Annotated in this window: 21 protein-coding genes and 1 riboswitch; of the genes, 12 read left to right on the top strand and 9 right to left on the bottom strand. The window is 39.7% G+C overall.

Annotated features, from left to right (window positions below):
• Positions 1 to 24: 24 nt before the first annotated feature.
• From H4J50_RS08455 to H4J50_RS08465, 3 genes are all read right to left on the bottom strand, one after another.
• Positions 25 to 594 carry a GNAT family N-acetyltransferase gene (locus tag H4J50_RS08455; protein WP_182255684.1) on the bottom strand — a complete coding sequence of 190 codons (570 nt, stop codon included), beginning with the start codon at positions 592 to 594 and terminating at the stop codon, positions 25 to 27.
• 56 nt (positions 595 to 650) lie between these two features.
• Entirely contained in the window at positions 651 to 1,421 is a 771-nt protein-coding gene (locus tag H4J50_RS08460) for a hypothetical protein (RefSeq protein ID WP_182255686.1), read from the bottom strand.
• Between the two features lie 234 nt (positions 1,422 to 1,655).
• The gene (locus tag H4J50_RS08465; RefSeq protein ID WP_182255688.1) at positions 1,656 to 2,840 is read right to left on the bottom strand and encodes an acetyl-CoA C-acyltransferase; all 1,185 of its coding nucleotides are present in this window, start codon (positions 2,838 to 2,840) and stop codon (positions 1,656 to 1,658) included.
• Positions 2,841 to 3,139: 299 nt separating this feature from the next.
• Here H4J50_RS08465 and H4J50_RS08470 point away from each other — a divergent pair, with 299 nt between their 5' ends.
• The 10 genes from H4J50_RS08470 (at position 3,140) to H4J50_RS08515 (ending at position 14,081) form a co-directional block, all read left to right on the top strand.
• Positions 3,140 to 3,532 carry a MerR family DNA-binding transcriptional regulator gene (locus H4J50_RS08470; RefSeq protein ID WP_182255690.1) on the top strand — a complete coding sequence of 131 codons (393 nt, stop codon included), beginning with the start codon at positions 3,140 to 3,142 and terminating at the stop codon, positions 3,530 to 3,532.
• Positions 3,533 to 3,606: 74 nt separating this feature from the next.
• Positions 3,607 to 4,776 (top strand): isovaleryl-CoA dehydrogenase, encoded by a 1,170-nt coding sequence (locus H4J50_RS08475; protein ID WP_108456369.1) that lies wholly within the window; start codon positions 3,607 to 3,609, stop codon positions 4,774 to 4,776.
• Between the two features lie 339 nt (positions 4,777 to 5,115).
• Positions 5,116 to 6,723 (top strand): carboxyl transferase domain-containing protein, encoded by a 1,608-nt coding sequence (locus H4J50_RS08480; RefSeq protein ID WP_108456370.1) that lies wholly within the window; start codon positions 5,116 to 5,118, stop codon positions 6,721 to 6,723.
• A gap of 12 nt (positions 6,724 to 6,735) precedes the next feature.
• Positions 6,736 to 7,590: an enoyl-CoA hydratase/isomerase family protein gene (locus H4J50_RS08485; RefSeq protein WP_182255692.1), complete on the top strand. Its 855-nt coding sequence runs from the start codon at positions 6,736 to 6,738 to the stop codon at positions 7,588 to 7,590.
• Between the two features lie 5 nt (positions 7,591 to 7,595).
• Entirely contained in the window at positions 7,596 to 9,608 is a 2,013-nt protein-coding gene (locus H4J50_RS08490) for an acetyl/propionyl/methylcrotonyl-CoA carboxylase subunit alpha (protein WP_182255694.1), read from the top strand.
• Positions 9,608 to 10,537 carry a hydroxymethylglutaryl-CoA lyase gene (locus H4J50_RS08495; protein ID WP_182255696.1) on the top strand — a complete coding sequence of 310 codons (930 nt, stop codon included), beginning with the start codon at positions 9,608 to 9,610 and terminating at the stop codon, positions 10,535 to 10,537. The genes H4J50_RS08490 and H4J50_RS08495 overlap by 1 nt, the downstream gene beginning before the upstream one ends.
• A 133-nt stretch (positions 10,538 to 10,670) precedes the next feature.
• Positions 10,671 to 11,369 (top strand): CoA transferase subunit A, encoded by a 699-nt coding sequence (locus tag H4J50_RS08500; protein ID WP_182255698.1) that lies wholly within the window; start codon positions 10,671 to 10,673, stop codon positions 11,367 to 11,369.
• A 13-nt stretch (positions 11,370 to 11,382) separates the two neighbouring features.
• Positions 11,383 to 12,039 (top strand): 3-oxoacid CoA-transferase subunit B, encoded by a 657-nt coding sequence (locus tag H4J50_RS08505; RefSeq protein WP_108456375.1) that lies wholly within the window; start codon positions 11,383 to 11,385, stop codon positions 12,037 to 12,039.
• Positions 12,040 to 12,208: 169 nt separating this feature from the next.
• Positions 12,209 to 12,302: riboswitch (cyclic di-GMP riboswitch) on the top strand.
• 66 nt (positions 12,303 to 12,368) lie between these two features.
• The gene (locus H4J50_RS08510) at positions 12,369 to 12,728 is read left to right on the top strand and encodes a DUF3718 domain-containing protein (RefSeq protein WP_108456376.1); all 360 of its coding nucleotides are present in this window, start codon (positions 12,369 to 12,371) and stop codon (positions 12,726 to 12,728) included.
• A gap of 201 nt (positions 12,729 to 12,929) precedes the next feature.
• The gene (locus H4J50_RS08515) at positions 12,930 to 14,081 is read left to right on the top strand and encodes a patatin-like phospholipase family protein (protein WP_182255700.1); all 1,152 of its coding nucleotides are present in this window, start codon (positions 12,930 to 12,932) and stop codon (positions 14,079 to 14,081) included.
• A gap of 164 nt (positions 14,082 to 14,245) precedes the next feature.
• Here the strand turns inward: H4J50_RS08515 and H4J50_RS08520 are convergent, their stop codons facing one another.
• Positions 14,246 to 16,213, bottom strand: coding sequence for a monovalent cation:proton antiporter family protein (locus tag H4J50_RS08520; protein ID WP_182255702.1), 1,968 nt, complete (start codon positions 16,211 to 16,213; stop codon positions 14,246 to 14,248).
• 319 nt (positions 16,214 to 16,532) lie between these two features.
• Here H4J50_RS08520 and H4J50_RS08525 point away from each other — a divergent pair, with 319 nt between their 5' ends.
• Positions 16,533 to 17,429 carry a GGDEF domain-containing protein gene (locus tag H4J50_RS08525; RefSeq protein WP_182255704.1) on the top strand — a complete coding sequence of 299 codons (897 nt, stop codon included), beginning with the start codon at positions 16,533 to 16,535 and terminating at the stop codon, positions 17,427 to 17,429.
• Between the two features lie 133 nt (positions 17,430 to 17,562).
• Here H4J50_RS08525 and H4J50_RS08530 read toward each other — a convergent pair whose 3' ends face one another.
• The 5 genes from H4J50_RS08530 to H4J50_RS08550 form a co-directional block, all read right to left on the bottom strand.
• The gene (locus H4J50_RS08530; protein WP_182255706.1) at positions 17,563 to 18,201 is read right to left on the bottom strand and encodes a hypothetical protein; all 639 of its coding nucleotides are present in this window, start codon (positions 18,199 to 18,201) and stop codon (positions 17,563 to 17,565) included.
• A gap of 33 nt (positions 18,202 to 18,234) precedes the next feature.
• Positions 18,235 to 19,575, bottom strand: a complete 1,341-nt coding sequence (locus H4J50_RS08535; RefSeq protein ID WP_182255708.1) for a DEAD/DEAH box helicase — start codon at positions 19,573 to 19,575, stop codon at positions 18,235 to 18,237.
• A gap of 126 nt (positions 19,576 to 19,701) precedes the next feature.
• Positions 19,702 to 21,108, bottom strand: coding sequence for an alanine/glycine:cation symporter family protein (locus tag H4J50_RS08540; protein ID WP_182255716.1), 1,407 nt, complete (start codon positions 21,106 to 21,108; stop codon positions 19,702 to 19,704).
• A gap of 288 nt (positions 21,109 to 21,396) precedes the next feature.
• The gene (pntB, locus tag H4J50_RS08545; RefSeq protein ID WP_182255710.1) at positions 21,397 to 22,800 is read right to left on the bottom strand and encodes a Re/Si-specific NAD(P)(+) transhydrogenase subunit beta; all 1,404 of its coding nucleotides are present in this window, start codon (positions 22,798 to 22,800) and stop codon (positions 21,397 to 21,399) included.
• Positions 22,801 to 22,811: 11 nt separating this feature from the next.
• A complete protein-coding gene (locus H4J50_RS08550; protein WP_108456382.1) occupies positions 22,812 to 24,350 on the bottom strand; it encodes a Re/Si-specific NAD(P)(+) transhydrogenase subunit alpha in 1,539 nt (512 codons plus the stop codon).
• 285 nt (positions 24,351 to 24,635) lie between these two features.
• On the opposite strand from H4J50_RS08550, the gene H4J50_RS08555 reads away from it, so the two are divergent.
• Positions 24,636 to 24,903, top strand: a 268-nt coding sequence (locus H4J50_RS08555) for a gamma carbonic anhydrase family protein (RefSeq protein ID WP_182255712.1), incomplete at its 3' end; no start/stop codon positions are given.

The following is a 24,903-nucleotide window of genomic DNA, read 5'->3' on the forward strand; positions in this document are numbered from 1 at the left end:
AAGTGGTTTTTGTAAAGACGAAAATCACTTATCGTCCTTGCTACAAATTTCAATGACTTTAGGTCGATAAAGAAAGCCAAGCACTCCCCCAAAAAGGTTCTTATACATGGCTTTTATTTCTGCTTTGCTGATATTACCTTCGAGTATCAGCATTTCAAGTCGCTCTTCAGGCTCTTTAATAAGATACCCTGAAGAACTAAAGCCATTATTTTCATAAAACGCTTTTCGCTTTACTCTCTGTGGCGCGTTTTCAAAGTGATCACCAAGCTCTTCAATATTAAGTACAATTCTGCTTTGAGAATACTCTTCTCTCATTGAATCTAATACTTTACTGCCATAGCCCTTTGAACGATGGGATGCATCGATCGCAAAAAAGTGAACAAATACAATATCTTTATACTGAGTTATATAGATTAAACCAATCCAAGTATCATTTTCATAAAGCACGCTAAAACCTGGTTTACCTTTTCTCATCATGTATCTAAGCATCCATGAAGGTACACGTCGAACGGTTGTGAAAGCTTCCTTATAGAGTTCGATGACATTTGAATAGTTAATGCCATATTTTGAAAGCGGACTGAATTTTATAGTCATATATTACTCATAACAACTAATGCTTGAATACTTGTATAGCTGAAGCTAGTGCAAGGTTAATGCAAAGCTAATGTCCAGCTACCACTATAAGTACGGTCATTAAACGTAGAAGAAGAACTCGACTCAACGGTTTTATTAATTCTAACCAAACGCGTGCCTTCAACTTTAAATTGAGAGGTTATTTCACTCTCAGCCGACATAGAGAAAAAGAGATATGCACTCCCTTTACCTGAATATGTTAAACGTGTTTCAACAGGAACACCTTGATCATTAATCAACACTTTATAGCTGCCTTTAAATTTATTAACATAACCACGGGTTTTTTTATCATCAATAAAGCTATCTAAAGGTAATTCAAAATCTAACACCCTAACTTGTTGATCAAAATACTCAATTTTGCTCTCTCCTCTTAACTTACCTTTTGAGATAGCATCTAAAATTTTCTGTGCCGATGAAAGTATGGGAATTAATGAAGAGGCCGATAATATCTCTGCACCATTTAATGCTGGCGTGTCGACTTCTTCATCAGCTAATTTTAGACGATTTTCTTCTGCTATTTGCACTAAAACATCTTTTGAATACCGGATATCTAAACCTTCCATGCTTTCAGAAAGTGTTGATTTAATCGCACCAGTCTTTAATTTTTTATCTTTCCCTTCACCTCTAGACTCAGAAAATGAAACTTTTAAAACACCAGATACCGGATGGCTTCCATCGAGTTTAACTAACGCTTGCTGCAAATCAGTTAAAATATCGGCCCAAACAGTTTGTGTAAATGAGAACGTAAGTGCTAGAAGCGCTAATTTCGAGGGTTGAAGAATATTCAATGTAATAAATTCCTTATTATTATTTTACTGGTCGGTTTATTAACTATTCGCTATTGATACCACTCTTTATACCTAAAAAAGCGTAAGTAGTTCAATATTAATTACTTCAACAAATGTTACTAGGTGTTTCTTTTTAATTAGTTTTTTGAAAAAATCAAACAAATTCTCTTGAAAAGTCAGTTTCACAAGATCAAAAAAGCCCACAAATAAGTGGGCTCCTAATCATTATAATATTTACATCATTTCAATAGCAATTGCCGTTGCTTCACCGCCACCAATACATAAAGACGCAAGGCCTTTACTTAAGCCACGGTTTTTCAAAGCATGAATTAACGTCACCATAATACGAGCGCCACTAGCGCCTAACGGGTGACCTAATGCACAAGCACCACCGTTAACATTTACTTTAGTAACGTCTAGGTCAAGTTCTTTAATACCTAACATAGTGACCATGGCAAAGGCTTCGTTGATTTCAAACAAATCAACATCTGTTGTTGTCCAGTTAGCTTTAGCTAATACTTTTTTCATCGCGCCAACCGGTGCTACGGTAAAATCTTCAGGCTTTTGAGCGTGCATTGCATGAGCAACAATTTTACATAGCGGTGTTAAACCACGTTTTTGTGCTTCTGATAGTTTCATCATCACTAATGCAGCTGCGCCATCTGAAATAGAGCTTGAGTTAGCGGCTGTAATGGTACCGTCTTTTTTAAATGCTGCGCGTAAGCTAGGAATTTTATCTGGGCGCGCATTGCCGGGTTGTTCATCAATTTCAAACACTGAATCACCACGACGAGATTTAATTGTTACTGGCGATATTTCATTAACGAATGCACCATCAGCAATGGCAGCGTTAGCACGTTCTAAAGAACGAATTGCATAAGCATCCATGTCTTCACGAGTAAATGCAGATTCATCTGCAGTAGCTTGCGCGAAACAACCCATGGCAATACCGTCGTAGGCATTTTCTAAACCGTCAGTCATCATATGGTCAAGCACTTGGCCATGGCCCATTTTGATACCCGAGCGACCACTAGGTAATAAGTGTGGTGCGTTAGTCATACTTTCCATGCCGCCAGCAATGGCAACATCAATAGAGCCAGCTAATAAAGCATCATGTGCTTGCATTGCCGCTTTCATGCCTGAACCACAAACCTTATTAATGGTGGTACATGCCGTTGAAAGATCTAAATTAGCTTCTAGTGCCGCTTGGCGCGCTGGTGCTTGTTTTAAGCCAGCAGGTAAAACACAACCCATGATCACTTCATCAACCTGATCATTAGATAATTTAGCTGCATCCATAGCGCCACGAATCGCAGTCGCTCCCAAAGTGGTAGCACTAACTGCTGATAAACCGCCCATAAAACCGCCCATAGGGGTACGTTTTGCAGCAACAATAACAATAGGATCTTGAGTAGACATAAGGCTCTCCGATAAGGTGTTGTTCGATAAAGTGTTAATTAAATCGAGAATAATTGCGCCACACTTTACCGCAAAACATAGTTTACGCCAACGTAAAGCTTATAGTCCTTTAGTGTTACCTTTTAACTTTGAACGCTAAATCGCCAAGCATTCTTTACAACTCGCATTTAAAACCCGCTTTTTATCATCAATAAACAAGGCATTATAATGGCCAAACACATACGCGTACTTTACGTTAACGTAAACTTATTGTAAGGTATCGCACAGAGAATAAATCCAATTAACGTTGAGTTATAAAAATGAGCGATATTACCCCTGTTACCTACTCTATTGGTGAGTTAGCGAGAGAGTTTGATATTACTACTCGTAGTATCCGTTTTTACGAAGATCAGGGCCTAATACTTCCGACTCGTAAAGGACAAACAAGAATATACAACCAAAGAGACAGAGTTCGACTAAAGTTAATCCTACGTGGTAAACGCTTAGGTTTTTCACTTGCCGAAACCGGTCGTTTGTTTGAGCTTTACGATGCCGATAAATCTAGCGCAACGCAATTAAAAACAATTATGGACTTAATTTCAAATAAAAAGAATGACTTAAATCAACAGTTAGAAGATATTCAAGCGGTGTTGATTGAACTAACCGGCTTAGAAACTAACTGTCAAAATGCACTTGCGTCAATTGATAAGTAACAAGCTAAAAACGAGTAACAACTGGCGCCAGCTACAATGCGTTAACACGATAAATAATTATTAAAGGTAATACTATGATTTCTACTTTCTCATCAATGAATTTTAACTTGGGTGAAACCGTTGACATGATCCGCGATACGGTAAACGCTTTTGCTCGTGACGAAATTGCGCCGCGTGCAGCACAAATAGATATTGATAATGAATTTCCTAACGACTTATGGCGCAAGTTTGGCGATTTAGGTTTATTAGGTATGACGGTTGATGAGCAATATGGTGGTTCTGGTTTAGGCTACTTAGAGCACATGGTTGCTATGCAAGAAATTTCACGTGCTTCTGCTTCTGTAGGTTTAAGTTACGGCGCTATGTCTAACCTATGTTTAAACCAATTAAACAAAAACGGTAGCCATGAGCAAAAAGAAAAGTACTTACCTAAACTTTGTACCGGTGAACATATTGGCGCACTTGCGATGTCTGAGCCTAATGCTGGTTCTGATGTGGTTAGCATGAAACTTTCGGCTAAAAAGCAAGGCGACAAATACATTCTAAATGGCAACAAAATGTGGATCACTAACGGTCCTGACGCCAATGTATTTATTATTTATGCAAAAACCGATACTAGCGCGGGTTCAAAAGGCATTACCGCCTTTATCGTTGAACGTGACTACCCAGGTTTTTCACGTCATCAAAAACTCGATAAATTAGGTATGCGTGGCTCAAATACTTGTGAATTAGTTTTCCAAGATTGTGAAGTACCTGCTGAAAACATTTTAGGTGAAGAAGGCAAAGGCGTGCGCGTATTAATGTCAGGCTTAGATTACGAGCGTTTGGTATTAACTGGCGGTCCTCTAGGTATTATGGATGCTTGTATGGACTTAGTTGTACCTTACATTCACGACAGAAAACAATTTGGCCAAGCCATAGGTGAATTTCAATTAATTCAAGGCAAAATTGCTGACATGTACACGCAAATGAATGCAGCAAAATCTTATGCTTATTTATGTGCTATGGCAGCCGATCGCGGTGAAACAACACGTAAAGATGCTGCAGGTGTCATCTTATACTCTGCTGAATTAGCAACAAAAATGGCACTAGATGCGATTCAATTACTTGGTGGTAACGGTTACATCAACGAGTTCCCTGCAGGTCGTTTATTACGTGATGCTAAGTTATATGAAATTGGCGCAGGTACATCAGAAATTCGCCGCATGTTAATTGGCCGTGAATTGTTCAACGAATCAGTTTAATTTAACTTTTTCTTATTGCCAATGAGCGCGACTTCTCGGTGCAAAATACTTACGCGGACAACTATGCGTAGTATTTTCCGAGAGCTCGCTTCATTGGCTTCGAGCAAAGTTAAATTTTTATACAAAAAGTCCTTCAGTGACTATTGCTATTGAACACTTATGACTAATAAAAAATCGCACTAAGTACTTAATTAGCTGCCTAATATAAGTAGAGAATTAAATACTAAACTAAGTGCTGAAGTTAAAATCAGTGAATCGACAACAATATTAATATGCTCTGACGAAGCAAAAGATTAACAGAACGCATTACACAGCGTTTAACAATAAAAAGGTTATACCGTGGCTAAGATAATATCGAAAATTAATCCCCGCAGCCCTGAATTCATCGAAAATGCTGCTCATATGCAAGTGCAAGTTGATGACTTAAAAATAAAGCTAGAGGCAATAAAACTCGGAGGCGGTGAACGTAGCCGCGAACGTCATTTATCGCGTGGAAAGCTTTTACCTAGAGATCGAGTTTACGCCCTACTCGACCCCGGCTCGGCCTTTCTTGAATTATCACAATTAGCCGCCTATCAAGTTTATGAAGATAACGTACCTGCTGCCGGTATTATCACAGGCATTGGCCGCGTTGGTGGCCAAGAATGTATTATTGTTGCCAACGACGCAACGGTAAAAGGTGGCACGTATTTCCCATTAACGGTTAAAAAGCATTTACGCGCGCAAACTATTGCACAAGAAAACAATTTACCTTGTATCTATCTGGTAGATTCAGGCGGTGCAAACTTACCTAACCAAGATGACGTTTTTCCTGATAAAGAGCATTTTGGACGTATCTTTTTCAATCAAGCCAATATGTCGGCGCAAAGCATTCCACAAATTGCCGTGGTTATGGGCTCTTGTACCGCAGGCGGTGCTTATGTGCCAGCCATGGCTGATGAGTCTATTATCGTTAAAGAACAAGGCACTATATTTTTAGCGGGTCCGCCATTAGTTAAAGCGGCAACCGGTGAAGTGGTAAGTGCTGAAGATTTAGGTGGTGCAGATGTTCATTGTCGTACCTCAGGTGTTGCCGACCACATGGCACAAAATGATCATCACGCCTTAGAAATTGCTCGCAGCGCTATCGGTAACTTAAACCGTGTTAAACCCGTGCAAATGGCGATTAAAGAAGTGGTTGAACCGGCTTATGCCACCGACGAAGTTTACGGTATCGTACCAAAAGATGCGCGTCAGCCATTTGATGTTCGTGAAATTATCGCCCGTGTTGTCGACGGTAGTGAATTCGACGAATTTAAAGCACTTTACGGTACAACCTTAGTTTGCGGGTTCGCTCATATCTACGGTTATCCTGTCGGTATTGTTGCTAACAATGGCATATTATTTGGTGAGTCAGCGCAAAAAGGTGCTCATTTTATCGAACTTTGTGCACAACGAAAAATTCCACTGGTGTTTTTGCAAAACATTACTGGCTTTATGGTAGGTCAGCAATATGAAGCTGGCGGTATCGCAAAACACGGCGCAAAAATGGTAACCGCTGTTGCCACCGCGCAAGTACCAAAATTTACTATTTTAATTGGTGGTAGTTTTGGAGCAGGTAATTACGGCATGTGTGGCCGTGCTTACGACCCACGTTTTCTATTTATGTGGCCAAATTCGCGTATATCAGTCATGGGTGGCGAGCAAGCCGCTGGCGTTTTAGCACAAGTTAAGCGCGATCAAAAAGAAAAGCTTGGCGAACAATGGAGCGCTGAAGAAGAAGCAAACTTCAAACAACCGATTATTGATGATTACGAACACCAAGGTCATCCATATTACGCGTCTGCCCGTTTATGGGATGACGGCGTAATCGACCCAGCAGATACTCGTCAAGTACTTGGTTTAGCTATTTCAGCATCATTAAACAAACCTATTAAAGAGACCAAGTTTGGTCTATTTAGAATGTAGGGGTATTTACATATGTTTTCACATACCGATATAAAAAGTTCTAGCGAATTAGTACTGTTCAGCGTTGACAGTCGTGGTGTTGCCACCGTGACCTTAAATAATGCCGATAAACATAATGCGTTTGACGACACTATTATTTACGCCCTAAACCAACTATTTAAAGCAATAGCACAATGTGATGATATTAATATCATGGTGCTAGCATCAACAGGTAAAAGCTTCTCTGCAGGCGCAGATTTAAGCTGGATGAAGCGCATGGCATCTTACTCTTATGAAGAGAACTTGTCAGACGCTAACGCCCTTGCGCAAATGCTAAAAAATCTAAATTTTCTCCCACAACCTACCATAGCTAAAGTACAAGGTGCTGCTTTTGGTGGTGCCGTTGGGCTAGCCAGTTGTTGCGATATTGTGCTCGCCAGTGACAAAGCTAGCTTTTGTTTGAGTGAAGTAAAACTAGGTTTAATTCCAGCAACTATCAGCCCTTATGTGGTTAATGCCATTGGCCAAAAAGCGAGCCGACGTTATTTTCAAACTGCTGAGCGATTTTTTGCTGATAAAGCCCAACAACTAGGTTTAGTTGATGAAATTTATCCGTTATCAGGATTAGATACTGCCGTTACTGCCATGGTAAATACCTTATTGGCTAACGGGCCATCAGCCGTGCGACAAGCAAAACAATTAGCACTCGATGTTGCTTACCAAGATATTGACGAAGCATTAATAAAAAATACCAGTGAGCGTATTGCTGCCATTCGCGTATCAGCAGAAGGTCAAGAAGGCCTTACGGCATTTTTTGAAAAGCGCCAGCCTACATGGCAATTCGCGCCAAACAACTTAGCAACATCAACAAATAAAGGCGAAGGATAATACTCATGTTTACTAAAATACTAATTGCCAACCGTGGTGAAATCGCCTGTCGTGTTATTAAAACTGCACGAAAAATGGGTATATTAACCGTTGCGGTTTATTCTGATGCTGATGCTGACTCACTGCACGTAAATATGGCTGATGAAGCTATTCACATCGGTGGTTCACCATCACGTGAAAGTTACTTATTATCTGAAAAAGTCATTGAAGCAGCTAAGCGCACAGGCGCACAAGCTATTCACCCAGGTTATGGTTTTCTCTCTGAAAACGCTGAATTTTGTCGTATGTGTGCTAAAGAAGGAATTACCTTTATTGGCCCTCCTGTAGCAGCCATTGAAGCGATGGGATCTAAGTCTGCGGCTAAAAACATCATGGAAAAAGCAAACGTACCCTTAGTACCTGGCTACCATGGTGACGACCAATCTGAAGCTGTGATCAAAAAAGCCGCTGACGATATGGGCTATCCGGTATTACTAAAAGCCACAGCAGGTGGTGGCGGTAAAGGTATGCGCCAAGTATGGAATGAAAGTGAGTTTTCTGAAGGCTTTGCTGCTGCTAAACGTGAAGCTAAATCATCATTTGGTGACGATACCATGTTGGTTGAAAAATACTTAACCCAGCCTCGTCATGTAGAAATACAAGTATTTTGTGATAATCATCAAAATGCCGTTTATTTGTTTGAACGTGATTGTTCAGTACAACGTCGTCATCAAAAAGTAATTGAAGAAGCCCCTGCCTTTAGCATGAGCGAAGAGCTACGTGCACAAATGGGTGAGTCTGCAATTAAGTCAGCTCAAGCCATTGGTTACCAAGGTGCGGGTACGGTTGAATTTTTACTAGATATTGACGGTTCATTTTACTTTATGGAAATGAACACCCGCTTACAAGTAGAACACCCTGTTACTGAATTAATTACCGGACAAGACCTAGTAGAATGGCAACTGCGCGTAGCGGCAGGCGAAGTATTACCTAAAGCTCAACACGAACTAAAAATTAACGGTCATGCTTTTGAAGCGCGTATTTATGCTGAAGACCCAAACAACGACTTTTTACCTGCAACCGGCACATTAGAGTTTTTACAACCCCCAGTAGAAAGTGAATTTGTTCGTGTAGATACGGGTGTTCGCCAAGGTGACGAAGTTAGCGTGTTTTACGATCCAATGATTGCTAAGTTAATTGTTTGGGACGAAAACCGTGAAAAAGCTTTGCAGCGCATGGCAAAAGCCTTATCTGAATACCGTATCAGTGGTGTTACTACCAATATTGATTTTCTCTACAACTTAGCAACGTCTGCTCCGTTTGTTAACGCCGAAATTGATACCGGTTTTATCGAGAAAAACCAAGCATTAATATTTCATGAAGATGAGCAAGCCCTTGCTGGCGAATTACCAATGGCAGCATTGTATTTAGTGTTATCGCAAGCACAACAAGCGCAAACAAAAGCGGCGAAAACTAACGACCCATTTTCCCCTTGGAACATGACCAATGCATGGCGCTTAAATGAAGCCAATATTCATCATATCGTATTGGCTCATAATGGCACCGAATACTCTATTGTTGTTGAGCAGAAACGCCAAGGCAGTTGTAGCTATTATTTAATTACCGTTGATGGCAAAACTGTTGATTGCCAAGGTCGTATAGAAAACGATACTTTGCATGTCAGTATTGACGGTTATCGCAGCCATGCAACCATTGCACAACATGCTAACCAAATTAGTCTTTATCTTCAAAATGGTGTGTTTAACTTCACGCATATATTGCCTGATTGTGGCGACAATAGTAGCGATGATAACCATGGCGGTTTAGTCGCTCCGATGAATGGCACTATGGTGTCGGTATTAATTAAAGCTGGCGACAGTGTTATTGCTGACCAACCATTAATGATCATGGAAGCGATGAAAATGGAACATACCATTCGTGCTCCAAGCAACGGTGTTATAGATGCTATTTATTATAACGATGGCGATATGGTTGACGGTGGCGCTGAATTAGTCGCCTTTACTGCTGAGGACGAATAATGAGCGCTGTATTTAAACCTACACAACAAAGTTCGTTACCAACGTCAGTAAAAATTGTCGAAGTTGGGCCACGTGATGGCCTGCAAAATGAAAAAGTGCAAATCAGCGCCGAAGATAAAATCGAATTAATTGAACAATTAGCCGATGCAGGTGTTAGCTACATTGAAAGTGGCAGTTTTGTCTCACCTAAATGGGTGCCACAAATGGCAACGTCTAGCGATGTTTTTAACGGCATTAATCGTAAAAAAGGTGTTACGTATGCGGCACTTACACCTAACATGAAAGGCTTTGAAGCCGCCATGGCTGTTAATGCTAATGAAGTGGCTATTTTTGGCGCAGCCTCTGAAGCCTTCAGTCAAAAAAACATTAATTGCTCAATCGACGAAAGCTTACAGCGCTTCGAACCTATTATGCTGGCCGCCAAGGCAGCTAATATTCCCGTTCGTGGTTATGTTTCTTGTGTAGTGGGCTGTCCTTACGATGGCGAAATAGCACCTGAGCAAGTTGCCAAAGTTGCCGAGAAGCTATACCAAATGGGTTGTTACGAAATTTCACTTGGCGACACTATTGGTGTTGGTACACCGGCCAGCGTAAGTGAAATGTTACGTGTGGTTAGTACTAAGGTACCGGTTGAAAAATTAGCCGTACACTTCCATGATACATACGGTCAAGCGTTAACCAATATTTACACCGCATTACAAGCGGGTGTAAAGGTAGTCGATAGTGCTATTGCAGGACTAGGTGGTTGCCCATATGCTAAAGGTGCATCAGGTAATGTTGCGACTGAAGACGTGTTGTACATGCTTAACGGCTTAGGCATAACAACCAATATTGATTTCGACAAATTGCTCAACGCGGGTTGGTTTATTAGCGACAAGTTAGGTAAAGCCCCCATATCGAAAGTTTCGGTGGCATATCGTGCTAAATAGCACGTTAATTTGTTTCTGCGCTAGATTGAGCACTTAAGTAAAACTAAAAGTAATTTTGCTAATTCATTTATGAAAATATTAGATGAGTTAGCCAACAAGAATAAAGACAACAATTTTTATTGAGGATCAAACAATGGCAGGATTTGACAAAGTAGTGTCAAGCTATGAAGAAGCAATGGAAGGTCTTGAAGACAATATGACCGTTATTGCAGGTGGCTTTGGTTTATGTGGTATTCCAGAAAACTTAATTAATGAAATTAAACGCAAAGGTACCAAAGGTTTAACCGTAGTATCTAATAATTGCGGCGTTGACGATTTTGGTCTTGGTATTTTACTTCCTGATCGTCAAATCAAAAAAATCATTGCCTCTTATGTCGGCGAAAATGCCGAATTTGAACGCCAAATGATGAATGGTGAACTCGACGTTGAATTAACACCACAAGGTACATTAGCAGAAAAAATGCGTGCTGGTGGTGCTGGTATTCCCGCTTTTTTCACTGCTACAGGTTACGGAACTCCGGTAGCTGAAGGCAAAGAAGAACGTGAATTTGACGGTAGACATTATATTTTAGAACCGGCAATTAAAGGTGACTTTGCGATTGTAAAAGCATGGAAAGCTGATCGTTATGGTAATTTAGTGTTTAGAAAAACTGCGCGTAACTTTAACCCGATGGCGGCAACAGCTGGCAAAATAACCGTGGTAGAAGTGGAAGAAATAGTTGAACCGGGCGAGTTAGACCCAGATCACATCCACACACCGGGTATTTATGTAAACCGCTTAATTTTGGGCACATTCGAAAAACGCATTGAACAGCGCACAATTCGCAGTTAGTAAGGAGTAATTTATGGCTTTATCAAGAGAGCAACTAGCACAGCGCGTTGCACAAGAACTACAAGATGGATACTACGTAAACTTAGGCATAGGTATTCCAACACTGGTTGCAAACTATGTTCCTGAAGGCATGGAAGTTATGCTGCAATCGGAAAATGGTTTACTTGGCATGGGACAATTCCCCACTGAAGACGAAATTGACGCTGACTTAATTAATGCGGGCAAACAAACAGTAACCATGGCAAAAGGCGCCTCTATTTTTGACTCAGCGGAGTCATTCGCCATGATCCGCGGCGGCCATGTCGATTTAACTGTTTTAGGCGCATTTGAAGTTGATGTAAACGGCAACATTGCTTCATATATGATCCCAGGCAAGTTAATTAAAGGCATGGGCGGCGCGATGGACCTTGTTGCCGGTGCTGATAATATTATAGTTACCATGACACACGCTTCAAAACACGGTGTTTCTAAATTATTGAGTAATTGTACCCTGCCGTTAACAGGTAAAGGTTGCATTAAAAAGGTGTTAACTGACCTTGCTTTTATAGAAATTAAAAATGGCAAGTTTTACTTATTAGAACGTGCACCTGGTGTATCAGTTGAAGAGATAATCTCATTAACTGACGGTGAACTTGTTGTTGAAGGTGAAGTACCTGAGATGCAATTGTAAAAAATAATACTTGTAACTAAATCAATAATATAACTAGGGGCATCAGCCCCTTTTTTATTCCCAAAGTTTTATTTCAAACGGCTATATTATCACTAGAAACCTTACTTTTTTTGTACAAAAAGTTACACTTAGGTTGCAATTGGTTAAGATTTTAGGGATACTAAAATTGACAAAGAAAAGGCAAAACACGCGAAAACGTGTTACGCAAAACCACCGGTCTAAGGATAAACATAACGTTTATCTATGACAGCGGAGTTACCGTGTTATTAGGTACATCCTGTGGTTTTTTCTTTTACTAACTCTAATTTATAATTATAAAGGTTATTAAAATGAAAAAATTATTACTAGTTACAACCATTACTGCTTTAACGATGACGTCTATTGTATCCGCCCCGAAAGCACAAGCTGCTAACGTAGCACAAAGTGTTTGTGAGTATGTTGCTGCTGACGACAAGAAACGTATGCGTTCATTCTTAAAGACGAATAAATTAAAAATTCGTAATATCTTCTCAGGTATTATGTGTAACGGTCAAAACTTGTTAGAATTCGCAGCTACTAAAGGTTCAGTTAAAACCGGCTCTTTGATGATTAGTAAATTACCAAAGAAAACGATTTCAGCTAACTTAGCGCTTATTCAAAATGGATCGCAACCATTAATCGACGCTGCAAACGAACGCGTTAGCAGTTAGATATTTATTTTCTTATAGGCGTTTAACTTATCGTAAGTTCTATGTTTTATTAGTTAATAATTCTGTGTCATTAAAAAGGTCAGCTTTAGCTGGCCTTTTTTTCACCTGAAAATCATCAAAAACTAATTTCAGCTAGTAACGCTAGCGAAAACTGACTAAAATCACGTCAATATTTTCTATTAATAAAAATCGGTTTCATGAATGAGCAATAAACGCAGCTATATAGACAGTAATAATGCCCTAGTATTAACCGGTGGTGGTGCTCGAGCAGCCTATCAAGTGGGTGTTTTATCTGCAATAGCGAAGTTTATGCCACGTACTCACGGAGTACCATTTCCAATTATTTGTGGTACTTCAGCAGGCGCTATAAACTCAACTGCACTGGCTTGCTATGCTTCATGTTTCCAATTAGCGGTAAAAAAATTAGAGTGGGTTTGGAATAACTTAGATCCATGCAGAATTTATCATACCGATCCTATGCGTGTATCTAGCCACATAATTGGTGGTTTTTTGGGTGGATTTCAAGCAGATTATGCCAATAAAAGTGCTCGCAGTTTATTAAACAACGCACCGCTAAGGCAACTACTAGAAACCGTTGTAGATTTTAGCCGAATCGATACAAACATTAGACGCCGTTACCTTTCTGCTGTATCGGTTACTGCATCAAGTTACTCAAGCGGCGACTCTATTAGTTTTTTTCAATCAGAAGACTCTATTTCACCGTGGTTTAGATCTAAGCGACGTGGTGAGCCAACACAATTAAACAGCCAACACTTAATGGCATCTGCTGCCATTCCGCTTGTGTTTCCGTCTGAAAAAGTAAAAAATCATCATTTGGGTGATGGTTCAGTGCATCAACTATCCCCCTTAAGCCCTGCTATTCATTTAGGTGCTGATAAAATATTTATTGTGGGTGTAGAACAACCCAAAGAGCCTATACACGCACAAGAGAATAACCCTCATCCGCCAACAACAGCTTCAATTGCAGGCCATTTACTCGATTCTGTTTTCTCAGATACTTTGCAAAGTGATATAGAACGTATGGAACGAGTTAACCATACATTGTCTTTAATACCCGACGAAACTAAAAGAAATACCTCAGGTTTAAAGACCATTGAATCTTATGTTATAAATCCTAGCCATAACTTTAACAGTATTGCCGTTAAGCATTACGATAAACTACCTATGTCGATTCGGTTATTATTGCGCGGAATTGGCATAAGCAATGATGCAGAATCAAGTTTGCTTAGCTATTTATTATTTGAGAAAACCTACTGTAAAGAATTAATAAAACTTGGTTTTAACGATGCGCTCGAACAAGAAACTAAAATACGTCAATTCCTTAACATCTAATAAAGCTAGTCGATGTAGTTCCTTTTAGTATTAGTTCGATTTTCGACTGCACCTCTCTAACCTATAATATGCTGTTGACGTCACTCGCCTTAATCTCTGCAAAGTTAAAAAGAGAACGAAGCTAAACGTTAACGATTAAAGTGAGTTAACGTTTATGTAGATTGCTAATGCCCTTCTTGCACAAAACGTTCTGCGCGTTCTACTCGACGGGGCTTACCTCGAACAATCAAGGTGTCTTGTGCTAAAAGTATTGTATCTAAATCTGGCTCTTCACTTTCAATATTGTTTCTTCTAAGCGCTATAACAAACACGCGACTTTCATCTAATTTTAATGACCGAATAGATTTACCAGTAGCAAACGAGTCGTCGACCAAAATTATCGCATGAGCAAACTCGATACGATCAATCGCATCTGGGCTCATATCGGTATGTTCACCTTGAAAGAAGCCATGTAAATGGTTGTAATGATTCTTACGCTCTTTTTGCACACGGCGAACAATTCTAGAAAAAGGTACGCCAGATAATGACAATACTTGTGAAACTAACATTAAGCTGCCTTCTAAGCTCTCTGGTACCACTTCGTTTGCACCTGCAGCATGTAACTCGTCTAATTGATCATCATTTCGAGTTCGAACTAAAATAGGCACATCTGGCGCTAAAGCGCGTACTTTTTGAATGACATCGAGCGATTGTTTGTCTTCACCAAAAGCAATAACAACAAGCTTAGCTTTTGATAGTTTTGCCGCATGTAATAACTCAGCCTGACGTGATGAACCAAAAAGTACATTTTCGCCAGCCTCTCGTGCTTTTGTTGTTCTTAATGGGTCGATATCAATGGCAACAAAATCAATAGACTCTTGCTTTAAAAATCGACTAACCGTTTGTCCAATTCGGCCAAAACCACAAATAATAACGTGATCATGTAATGAAGTATTTTGAGGTAACTCTTCTAATGCTTGCGTATCTAGCTGCTTTTCTTTGCTAAGCCAAAGTGCCCAAGTTCTTGCATGGTTTATCATGTATGGCGTAATTGCCATACTCAACACTCCCGTACCTAATAGAATTGATGCGGTTGTATCTGGTAATACTTCTACCTGACTCGCTAAGGCAATTAACACAAAACCAAATTCGCCCATTTGCGCCAACATAATACCGGCAGCCCAAGCATCTTTTGATGACTCTCCAGCCCGCTTTGCTAGTAAAACAACCACCAATATTTTTACTGCCATAAAGCAAATTAATAGCGAAATAATAATCAAAGGTGAAGAAAAAACCACACCAACGTTGAGCTTCATACCAACAGTCACAAAAAACAAACCAAGCAGTATATCGCGATATGGCCTAATATCGGCTTCAAGCTGATGTTTATATTGGCTTTCACCAAGCATCATCCCGGCTAAAAATGCACCCAAGGCCATAGAAAGTCCAAACCATTGCGTTAATGCAGAAGCGACTAAGGTTACCAGTAGTGTTGTTAGTACAAATAATTCATCGGTTCTAACTTGCGCCACTAAGTTGAATAGTCTTGGCAGTAACCATTTACCAGCAAATAATAACAATGAAACGACGAAAACGCCTTTAACCAAAGCAAAAAGTAACGCCATGATAAAAGAAGAGTCACCACCTTGGGCTAATAATGGAATAACAATTAACAAAGGCACAACGGCAACATCTTGAAACAGCAAAACAGCGACTGATAATTGCCCTGACTTTTTCTTCATACCGCCACTTTCACTTAATTGGCGTATAACAATGGCCGTTGAAGATAAGGCTAAAATGCCACCTATGGTTATGGCGGCAGCAAAGCTTTGACCGAAAAACATAGCGACTAACATAAAGAGCACAAGGGAAATAATAACTTGTAAGCTCCCCACGGTAACTACTAAATGCCGCATGGCCAGTAATTTTGGTAATGAGAATTCAAGCCCGAGAGTAAATAACAGAAATACGATACCAAGCTCTGCAAAATGTTCGTAATCTACATGTTCTTGAGCTAAGGCTAGGCCATGTTCACCGACCAAAACCCCAGCCACTAAGTAAGCTAATATGGCAGGCAATTGCAAGCGACGAAATAGCCAGACTATAAGTACAGCACTAGATAATATGGCGAGTAATTCAAGGTGGCTTGTCACATGTATTCCTTACAGAGCGATGAACAGATAATGGTGAATTTTTACTGGTTGATGAATGATTACAGTTATATCAGTGTAGCCTTCTAGAGACCCTTTTGTCTAAATTATTTATATTTAGGTTAGGAAAAAGCGCATAAAAACGACGACTTAACTTACAGTCCCCCAATATACTCCATTATTTTAAGCTTGCGGTATAGCGTGTTTATTAGAGGTAATTAATTAAGCTCGCAAGTAATATTAACAACATTTATATATTAGGTATGATTATTGCTTTAGTTAACGCAGAAAGTTTAAACGTCAAAATTAGCTGGGAAAAACTATGCGAACAGTCAATGTTGTTAATCACCCTAACTCAAAATTTAATGCCTTCACGTTATTTCAACACAGTGAACAACAAAGCCAACGTAATTTGGCCTTGCTTGAGCAGTTACAAACTACATTAGATGTTAAGCAGCTGATCAACATTTTTGCGATAGAAGTAGCTAAGTATCTTGATTTTAGTGGCCTGTATTTCAAGCATGCCGATATAAGTGCGACCGCTAGAGGCAGCAGGCAAGCAAAATCTGAGCGCCAATTTGAGTTAAAACTTAATGGTCAGTTTTTTGGCATTATCACCTACGCGGTTAATATGCCGATTAGTATTGCCAACTTTAAAGTGTTAACTGAGTTACATGACTTATTGATTAACCCGTTAAATAATACCGTTCAGTATCATCAAGCTATGCAGTTGGCGATGCAAGACAGCTTAACGCAATTAGGAAACCGACGTAGTTTTGACGAACAAATTAAACGTACCATGGCACAAGCCTGTCGTCGACATACACGTGCAGGGTTAATTTTGAGTGATCTCAACAAGTTTAAAGCAATTAATGATAACTATGGTCACGATATAGGCGACAATGTATTAATACAGTTTGCTGAGGCATTACGTCAAAGTGTTCGTGATACTGACTCTGTTTTCCGCTTTGGTGGTGATGAGTTTGCAATCATAGTAGCAGATGCAACTGAACAGTCACTTGCTGTTATAGAGCAGAGAATTTATCATGCCATATCGCGTGATGCTTTGTTAGCAAAGTACAATGTTACCAGTAGTTTAGGATTAGCTTTCATGAATAGAGCTGATAATGCGACAAGCTTTTTTAAACGAGCAGATAATGCTCTATATTCACAAAAAAGGGCTATTCCACAAAAGTTAAGTATTGTTTCTCAAAGTTGATAACGTTGAGGTAAGCTAATCAAATGAGTTAAATAGCAGCACAATGAAGCAGCTCTTTAACAAAACGCCATTAATACCCAGATAGTTATCAATTTACCTCTGACTTTACTTAAACATGACAAAGCACTGAGTGTTAACTGAACTCTCGTAACGCTTGTGATTTTTCACTCGGCGTAGCACCTACATACAAGCGGCAAAATCTTACCGCCTTTGCAAAGTATTGTAGACCAATTTTTGCCAGTACTCGGCGAAGATAATCAGCGTCTAAATTAAAATTAAGACTATAGTGCTCAATAGCTTGGTCAATATTGGGGTAACTGACCCCGTCAAAGCAAAATTCTCTGTCAACGTCTTCGTTAATTAATTCAACACCATTAAGCACTAGCGGCCAACCTCGAAAATTAACTCTATCTTTTGCTACTTGATACATAAACCAAGCACTCTTTTGAAAACCAGCAAAACTGCCACTTTCAAAGCCAGAATTAGCTAAAGACTCTTCTGTCCAGTTAAGGCCTATTGCTAGGTCTTTGCGATATTTTTTAATCAAATATACTTTAACGCTTTGTTCAACTTGCCAAATTGAACGAACTTCGGCTTTGTTTGCTGCACGTGAACATTCTAAACAACTGGGTATAGTTAGTACTGCGTGCGGACAATCGAAAACCAAATGGGCTGAATGTGGGAAGGTAAAAGAGTGCCCTGCTGGCTCTGAACAGAACCAACAGTGGTGTCGAAAATTAAAAGGGACGTCGATATAAGTATCATCAAACATAAGTAACTTCAGCGTGTATATTAGATTAACTGACTATTTACGTTTTTTGTTAACTGTTTTACTTACCGGTTTATTTTTCTTGTTTGCTTTTGCTCTGCGTTGGGCTGCAGGTGTTGCATCAGCTTTTTTGCGCGCAATTAATTGATTTTTCTCTTGCGTGGCTTTATAACGACTTTTCTTTAAAGGCGCATCATCTTTAGCATCATAGTGTGCAGGTAAAGGTCTGTCTAACTCATAACCAGGGACCACTATACGCTCGAATTTACGCTCAATTAACGCTTCAATATTATCAAGAAATTGCTCATCTTTAGGACTTACTAACGATATAGCCGTACCTGACTTACCTGCTCGACCTGTGCGACCAATACGGTGAACATAATCTTCTGGTAGGAAAGGTAAATGGAAGTTAACCACATAAGGTAAGTTCGCAATATCGAGCCCGCGAGCAGCAACATCAGTGGCGACTAATACACGAACACTGCCATCAACAAATTGCTCAAGGGCTTTATTACGGGCGCCTTGAGTTTTATCGCCATGACATAAAGCGGTTTTTATCCCGTCGAGCTTTAATTCTGCCGCTAAAATGTTAGCGCTTTCTTTAGTACCAGCAAATACTAACACTTGCTGCCAGTTGTTAACGCCAATAAGTTCAGACAATAGTTCAGCTTTTCGGGTTTCAGAAACCCAATATACTGACTGCTTTACTTTGCCTGAAGTAGAGTTTTGACGCGCAACTTCAATAGTTTTTGGTGTTTTAAGTACTTTTTTTGCTAATGTTTTAACTTTATTCGAAAACGTAGCAGAAAACATTAAGGTTTGATGCTTGGCTTTGATCATTGCCACAATGCGTTCAATATCGTTATAAAAGCCCATATCTAACATACGATCGGCTTCATCTAATACCAAGTACTGCACTTGCGATAAATCCAAGTTGCGTTGTTCAAGGTGTTCAATTAAACGACCAGGTGTTGCAACTAATACATCAACGCCACTTTTAAGCATTTTAGTTTGAGGAGGCATATTTACACCACCGAAAATAGCACCTGAACGTAACGGCAAAAATTCGCTGTAGGCTTTAACATTTTTTTCAACTTGTGCTGCTAGCTCACGAGTTGGCGTTAAAATAAGGGCCTTAATCGTGGTGGTAGTGTCAAAGCCATCTGCGTTTGGCTTAACTTTATTTGCTAAACTATCAAGAATCGGCAAAGTAAAAGCGGCTGTTTTACCAGTACCTGTTTGAGCACTTGCTAAAACATCAACACCGGTACGAATAACAGGAATAGCTATTTGTTGAATCGGGGTTAAATTTTTATACCCGCAGGCTTTTACCGCTTTAAGTAAGTTAGCCGATAAACCTATTGAATCCACACTCATTACATCACCATTTCTGTATTATCGTAAACAACGCGCATAACTAAAAGTATTGCGCCAAAATATTAAGGCGCGCATTATAGCAGCTTTGGTAACAGTTGCTTGTATTAAATATTAAGCGTGTTAATCCTACTTTTTAAGCCAGATGCCTTTGGTTAAATTTAAGCGCTTTTCTTCAGCTTCATCAGCTTCATATGTTGGTAACAAGCCTTTGTCTTGTTGGCTATGGTAGTCTTTAGTTATTTTAACCACCACTTTAGAAAGCATAAACAACGCCGTGACATTAAATATGGTCATTAAGCCGGTAGATAAATCGGCTAAAGCGATAACTTCAGGTAACGTAGCTACGGAGCCAAACACTAACATCAGTAAAAAACCAATACGTAAAAACCAACGACCGATGACGTTATCCATATTCAAATATTTTAAATTATTATCAGCATAGGCAAAATTTGCCACGATAGAGGTAAAAGCAAACAACAAAATAGCAAGAGTAATAAAGTCACTGCCCCAAGAGCCCACTTGATAAGCAAGTGCTTGTTGAGTTAATTGAATACCTTGTGCTTCACCACCGGTATCTTTAAATAGTAAGATCAAAATTGCCGTACAAGAACAGATAACAATGGTATCAAAAAACACCGCTAACATCTGAATATAGCCTTGTGAAACCGGATGTGGAGGATAAGGTTCAGCTGCCGCCGCGGCATTAGGTGCACTACCCATACCCGCTTCATTAGAATACAAACCTCGCTTAACACCTTGCACGATTGCAGCCCCCACAAGACCACTACCTGCTTCTTTTAATCCTAAAGCAGAAGCAAAAATATCGCTAATGACCATAGGAACTCTTTCAATGTTTATCCAAATAACCGCAAAACACACCAGTAAATAAAGCAAGCCCATAAAAGGCACTGTGAGTTCAGCAAAGCGGGCAATATTTTTTAATCCGCCGAATATAATAAAACCGGCAAGAATAGTAATTACTATCCCCGTATAAAGTGGGTTAAAACCATATGAACCATTAAAAGCACTGGTAATAGAGTTTGCTTGTACTGCACTAAAGACAAAGCCATAACCAAAAAACAAACACAGCGAAAAAGTTATCGCTAATTTTCTATTTTTTAAGCCTTTACTCATATAATAAGCGGGACCGCCACGGAAGTTGCCCTTGCTATCACGTTCTTTATAGAGCTGACCTAAAGTGCTTTCAGCGAATGCCGTTGCCATGCCAACTAAGGCAATTAACCACATCCAAAAAACTGCGCCAGCACCGCCTAATGAAATAGCGACTGCCACTCCCATTAAATTACCGGTACCTACACGTGCCGCTAAAGAAGTACAAAGTGCTTGGAAAGAAGAAATGCCTTGGCTTGAGCTTTTACGACTGGTTTTTAAAATGGTAAACATATGAAAAAAACGGGTGATTTGTAAACCTTTCAATCGAAAGGTAAACCAGATCCCACAGGCACTCAGTAAGTAAATTAAAATACTACCCCACAAGTAACCGTTAATAGTTCCGACCCACAATTCAATGATGCTGGGTTCAATTATACTGGCTTCTACCACGTTACTCTCCGAAGGGTTAAATGCTAATAATTCTTATCTTCAGTACTTTAACAAAATTATTTACCTTATATGTAATTTTTATCCGAATTAGCGAAGAAATAGAGAAGAAATAGCGAATAAAATCAATAGCAATGCGTGATGAGTAATGCTTATTAAACGAAGCCAAGCAGTTAAATGTTGGAATTAAAAAAGCCGACAACAAGTGTCGGCTATTTAATATGCAATTTCAGCTATCTAACTTGGCATTAAGCCAGCAAGTTATAATGCTTTAAAGATCTCTTCAACAGAGTCTTTAGCATCACCGAACAACATTTGTGTATTGTCTTTAAAGAATAATGGATTTTGCACTCCAGCATAACCCGTATTCATTGAGCGTTTAAATACAACCACGTTTTTCGCATGCCATACTTCTAATACAGGCATACCTGCTATAGGGCTGGTAGGATCTTCAGCTGCGGCTGGGTTAACTGTATCGTTCGCCCCAATAACTAACACAACATCAGTTTTAGGAAAGTCATCGTTAATTTCTTCCATGCCCAATACTATATCGTAAGGCACTTTTGCTTCAGCTAGCAGTACGTTCATATGGCCAGGTAAGCGCCCTGCTACTGGATGAATAGCAAAGCGAACCTCAATGCCTTTATCTTTCAGTGCTTGAGTCAATTTATATACAGGATACTGCGCTTGCGCTACAGCCATACCGTAACCTGGAGTAATAATAACTGACTTTGCGCCGTTTAACATATCAGCTACGGATTCTGCATTAATTTCAACATGGTCGCCGTAATCAGTGTCGGTGTCGATAACAACATTGGTACCAAATCCGCCGGCAATAACACTGATAAAAGAACGGTTCATCGCTTTACACATAATGTAAGAAAGAATTGCCCCTGAAGAACCAACTAATGCGCCAGTAACAATCAACAAATCATTATTTAGCATGAAACCAGCAGCGGCAGCGGCCCAACCTGAATAAGAGTTAAGCATTGAAACAACCACGGGCATATCTGCACCACCAATTGATGCAACTAAATGCCAACCAAACACTAAAGCAATTAAGGCCATAAAATATAATGTGCTATCACCACCACCTTGCTCAACAAAACTGATTAAGAGCATAAAAGATAACAAGACAGCAGCAAAATTCAATTTATGACGATGAGGCAACATTAATGCAGCTGAGTTAATAACACCGCGCAATTTACCAAACGCAACAATTGAACCAGTAAAGGTTACAGCGCCAATAAACACACCTAGAAAAACTTCAACTAAATGAATGTTAACAGCCATTAGTTGGCTCTCGGTGAACGTAGCAGTTAATGAATGATCCATTTCAAAGTAGCTGTTAAAGCCAACCATTACTGCAGCTAAACCCACAAAACTATGCAAAATAGCGACAAGTTCTGGCATTTGAGTCATTTCAACTTGTTTAGCGAGCTTCAAGCCGATAATGGCACCCACCACCATAGTGACTAAAATAATCCAAACGTTGTCAACACGAGGATCAGCAATGGTGGCAATAAGTGCGATAGCCATACCGACAATGCCATACCAATTGCCTGTTTCAGCGGTTTGCTGCTTACTTAGTCCAGCTAAACTAAAAATAAATAATAACGCGGCAACAATATACGCTGCACTGATAAAACCTTGAGAAAATTCCATTACAGTGTCCCTTATTTTCTAAACATTTTTAACATACGTTTAGTGACAACAAAGCCACCAACAATGTTGATAGTGGCAATAAGTATTGCGACACCGGCGAGCAATTGAATTAACGGGCTACTATTACCCACTTGTAAAATTGCGCCAACGATAATAATGCCCGAAATGGCATTGGTTACACTCATCAATGGTGTATGCAGCGAATGACTAACATTCCACACCACGTTGTAACCAATAACACAGGCTAAAACAAACACGGTAAAATGCGACAGAAAATCAGCAGGGGCAACACTAGCAACCCAGCCAAACAGTAATGCGCCAGCTGCCATCATGCCGTATTTTTTAGTGGGACTCATGGGTTTTTCAACTTTCACTTCAGCAGCTTTAACTGGTGCTACTTTAGGTTTAGCTGGAGCCGCACTGACCTGAATTGGCGGTGGTGGGAAGGTAATTTCGTTTTGATTAACCACAGTCATGTTACGAATAACGACATCGTCAAAATCAATATTAAGCGTACCGTCTTTTTCTTTACACAACAGTTTTGTCAAACTGACTAAGTTATTGGCATAGAGTTGTGACGACTGGTTAGGTAAGCGAGATACTAAATCGGTGTAACCTATTATTTTTACGCCATTGGCATTAACCACTTTACCCGCTTCAGTTAATTCACAGTTGCCACCACCCGCAGCGGCTAAATCTACAATAATACTACCGGTTTTCATCGATTCAACCATTGCCGCTGTAATAAGCTTAGGGGCAGGTTTACCGGGGATCATCGCGGTGGTAATAATAATATCAACATCTTTTGCTTGTGCTGCAAACAATGCCATTTCAGCATCGATAAAGGCTTTGCTCATTTCTTTTGCATAACCATCACCTGAGCCCGTATCTTCTGGTTCTTCGTAGTCAAGCTCTAGAAACTCAGCGCCCATACTTTCTATTTGCTCTTTTACTTCAGGGCGAGTATCAAACGCACGAACAATCGCCCCTAAACTACTCGCTGTACCTATGGCTGCTAAACCCGCAACACCAGCACCAATAATCATCACTTTTGCTGGTGGCATTTTACCTGCGGCGGTTATTTGTCCTGTTAAAAATCGTCCAAAATGATGAGTTGCTTCAATAACGGCACGATAACCGGCAATGTTAGCCATTGAACTTAATGCATCCATTGATTGGCTGCGGGTCATTCTTGGCACCATTTCCATCGCTAACGAGGTAATTGACTTTTCTTTAAGCGCATTCAAAATATCTTCATTTTGAGCTGGCGCAATAAAACCAATTAAATATGCACCGTCCTTCATGGTCGCTATTTCTTCAATAGTAGGAGGATTTACTTTAAATATTATATCGGATTGCCAAACAGTTTTTTTAGTCGCTACACTTGCACCTGCGTCAATAAACTCTTGATCTGTAAAGCTTGCTTTTGTGCCACAACCTTTTTGTATTTGCACTTCAAAGCCAAGCTTGAGCAATGAAACTACCGCGGTTGGCGCGCTAGCGACTCGGTTCTCACCTGATAATGCTTCTTTGGGTATACCAATAATCATAAATCACCTTTGTTTCATCTAAACCCCTGCTAAGTAACCCAATATTTAACTAACTTGTGTTGAGCTACTTGTGAGAATTTGATTCGATTGAACGTTAAAAATTATTATTATTACTAACTAGATTAATGTTTTACCATTAATTGTTTAATTTTCATACATCAAGCTTGTTTATTTTCAGTATATGTTAGCGTTTATAGTTTTATCAGGCATAGCCCTAAGGTCTAGTTTGCTCTGAGATATAAATAGATTAATATGAAGAGACAAATTTAATGTAAGGAACAATAGATGATTTATCGTTTAGCTGATTTAGTCCCCAACGTAAATGAAAGTAACTTTATTGCCCCCAATGCCACACTTATCGCAGACGTTACTTTAGGTGAGCACACCAGTATTTGGTTTAATGTGGTCATTCGCGCCGATGTCGCCAGTATTAACATTGGTGAGCATACTAATATTCAAGACGGTTCCATTTTGCATGTTGATGCTCAATATCCAATGACGATTGGAAATAAGGTCACCGTAGGCCATAAAGTTATGCTACATGGCTGCACTA

The organism is Colwellia sp. 6M3 (genome assembly GCF_014077595.1).
Taxonomy (GTDB): domain Bacteria; phylum Pseudomonadota; class Gammaproteobacteria; order Enterobacterales; family Alteromonadaceae; genus Cognaticolwellia.